The 3,224-nt window shown below is 73.7% G+C and carries 1 protein-coding gene; it reads left to right on the top strand.

Annotation, left to right across the window (positions count from 1 at the left end; translation table 11 throughout):
- Window positions 1-3,224: condensation domain-containing protein (locus FVA95_RS28050; RefSeq protein WP_149666817.1), on the top strand; the 3,224-nt coding region annotated here is incomplete at both ends.

The raw sequence follows: 3,224 nt of genomic DNA, 5'->3' as shown, positions 1-3,224 counted from the left end.
GCGCACACGGTGTCCTTCGCGTTCGACATGTCGTGGGAGGAGCTGCTCTGGCTGGTCGAGGGCCACGAGGTCCACGTCTGCGACGAGCAGCTGCGTCGTGATGCGGAGCGGCTGGTGGCCTACTGCGCCGAGCACGCGGTCGACGTCGTGAACGTGACCCCGACCTACGCCCATCACCTCTTCGCGGCCGGGCTGCTCGACGGGGATCATGTGCCGCCGTTGGTGCTGCTCGGTGGTGAGGCCGTCCCGGACAGCGTGTGGTCGCGGTTGCGCGACACCGAGGGCACCTGGGGCTACAACCTCTACGGGCCCACCGAGTACACGATCAACACCCTCGGCGCCGGCACCACCGACAGCGCCACCTCCACGGTCGGCACCGCCATCACCAACACCGCGGCCCACGTCCTCGACGGCTGGCTGCGGCCCGTGCCCGACGGCGTGGTCGGTGAGCTCTACATCGCCGGCGCCGGCCTGGCCCGCGGCTACCTGGACCGTCCCGCCCTGACCGCCGAGCGGTTCGTGGCCGATCCGTGGACCCCGGGGGAGCGGATGTACCGCACGGGTGACCTGGTGCGGCGTCGCGGCGACGGGAACCTGGACTTCCTCGGCCGCAGCGACGACCAGCTCAAGATCCGGGGCTACCGGGTGGAACCGGCCGAGATCGAGACCGCGCTGGCCGCCGCCGACGGGGTCTCCCAGGCCGCCGTCGTCGCCCGCCCGCACCCGGAGGTACCCGGCCAGCGCCAGCTCGCGGCCTACCTCGTCGGCGACCCCGACCCGGCGACCGTCCGCGACGCGGTGGCCCGTGTGCTGCCCGACTACATGGTGCCCAGCCTGTGGGCGGTGGTCGACGCGCTCCCGCTGACCGTCAACGGCAAGCTCGACGTCGCCGCCCTCCCCGAGCCTGCCGCCCTGCGCCGCAGCGGGGGACGCGCACCGCGCACACCCCTGGAGGAGACCCTCTGCTCGATCGTCGCGGAGGTCGTCGGCGTCGACGGCGTCGGACCCGACGACGACTTCTTCGACCTCGGCGGCGACAGCATCTCGGCGCTGGCCCTGGCGAACCGGGCCCGCAAGGCCGGCATCCGGATCCGCCCCCGCCACGTGTTCGAGGCCCGCACCGTCACCCGGCTCGCCCCCTACGGCAGCCGGACCGCCACGGCCCGCCCGGCCCTGCAGCCCGTGCACCACGACGGACCCGAACGGGAGATCTCGGCCGGGCAGCGGCAGATGCTCGCGCTGTCGCGGGTCGGCGGACCCAGCGCGGTCTACAACGTGCCGGGTGTCCTGCGCCTGCACGGCCCGCTCGACACCGACGCGCTGCGCGCCGCCTGGCTCGACGTCCTCGGCCGGCACGAGGTGCTGCGCACGATCTACCCCGACGGCGGGACCACGGCCCGGGTGCTCGAGCCGGGCGCCGTCGGCCCGGTCGTCACCACCGAGCGGATCGACGCGGCGGACCTGGACGGCCGGATCGAGACCGCGGTGCGCACCCCGTTCGACCTCACCCGTGAGGCACCGACCCGGGTCACCCTGTTCGAGCTGGGCCCCGACGAGCACGTTCTGGTCGCGGTGCTGCACCACATCGCCGTCGACGAGTGGTCCTGGCGCCCCCTCATCGAGGACCTCCAGACCGCCTACCGGGCACGGCTGCGCTCCGGCCCGGACGCGCCGTCGTCGCTGCCCGCGCCAACCGTCCGCTACGCCGACTTCGCCGCCTGGCAGCGCGACTGCCTCGCCGACGGGTCGGACACCTCGGCCACGGCGCAGCTGGACTTCTGGCGGACCACGCTGACCGGCGCCCCGGTCGAGACCACGCTGCCGGTCGACCGGCAGCGTCCCGCCGCCCCCACCGGGGCAGGCGACGCCGTACCGGTCGAGGTGGGCCCGGAGCTGACCGCCGAGCTGCACCGGCTGGCCCGCTCGCACGACGTCACCGTGTTCATGCTGCTGCACGCCGCGCTCGCCGTGCTGCTGTCCCGGCACACCGGCTCGCCCGACGTGGTCGTCGGCACCCCGATCTCGACCCGCTTCGACCCGGCGCTCGACGACGCGGTGGGCTACTTCCTCAACACCCTCGCCCTGCGGACCGATGTGGCGCCCGACCACACGGTGGCCGACCTGCTGCGCGCGGTCCGGGGCGCCGACCTCGACGCCTACGACCGGGCCGACGTGCCCTTCTCCGACGTCGTCGCCGCCGTGGCCCCGGACCGGGCGCCCGGGCGCAGCCCGCTGTTCCAGGTGATGGTGGTGTGCCTGGGCGGCGACGCGAACGCCCTGACCCCCCGCCTTGACGGCGTGGACGCGAGCGCCGACGTCGTCCGCACGGGCACGGCGAAGTTCGACGCGTCGTTCAACTTCACCGACACCCCCGACCTGCTCTCCGGCGTCGTCGAGTACTCCACCGACCTGTTCGACCGGTCCACGATGGAGCGCGTCGCCGACCGCATGGTCGCGGTACTGCGGGCCTTCGCCGACGACCCGGCACGTCCGGTCGGGTCGATCGACGTCCTCGCCCCGGCCGACCACGCCGACGCCGTCGCGCGTGCGGCGTCCGCGGTCGCCCCGGTCCCGGACGTCACCATCGCGGAGCTGCTCGCCGAGCGGGCGGCGACCTGCCCGGACCGGACCGCACTGGTCTCCGGCGACGAGCACGTCACCTTCGCCGAGTTCGACGCCCGCGTCACCCGGCTCGCCCGCGTCCTGCGCTCCCGTGGGGCCGGCCCGGAGACGGTCGTGGCACTCGGGCTGCCGCGCTCGGTGGACAACGTCGTGGCGTTGTTCGCGGTGCTGCGTGCGGGTGCGGCCTACGTGCCGTTGGAGCTGGACCACCCCGACGAGCGGCTCGCGGAGATCCTTGCCGCCTCGGGGGCGACGCTGCTGGTGACGGTCGCGGGTGTGGCCGCACGGTTCGACGGTGCGGTGGAGCAGGTGCGCCTGGACGGGACCGGTCTGTTCGATGGTGTCCCGGACACGCCGCTGACCGATGAGGAGCTGGGTGCTTTCGCGCCCGGCGCTCCTGGCCGGTTGGACCATCCCGCGTATGTGATCTTCACGTCGGGGTCGACGGGGAAGCCGAAGGGTGTGGTGACTCCGTTCCGTGGGTTGACGAACATGCAGGTCAACCACCGTCGGGAGATCTTCGCTCCGACGATCGAGGCGGCGGGTGGTCGGGTGCTGCGGATCGCGCACACGGTGTCGTTCGCGTTCGACATGTCGTGGGA

Origin of the sequence: Pseudonocardia sp. EV170527-09, assembly GCF_008369905.1 — a bacterium.
GTDB lineage: Bacteria > Actinomycetota > Actinomycetes > Mycobacteriales > Pseudonocardiaceae > Pseudonocardia.
Note: the sequence above shows the minus strand (reverse complement) of the source record. Positions and strands in the feature narration are given on the sequence as shown.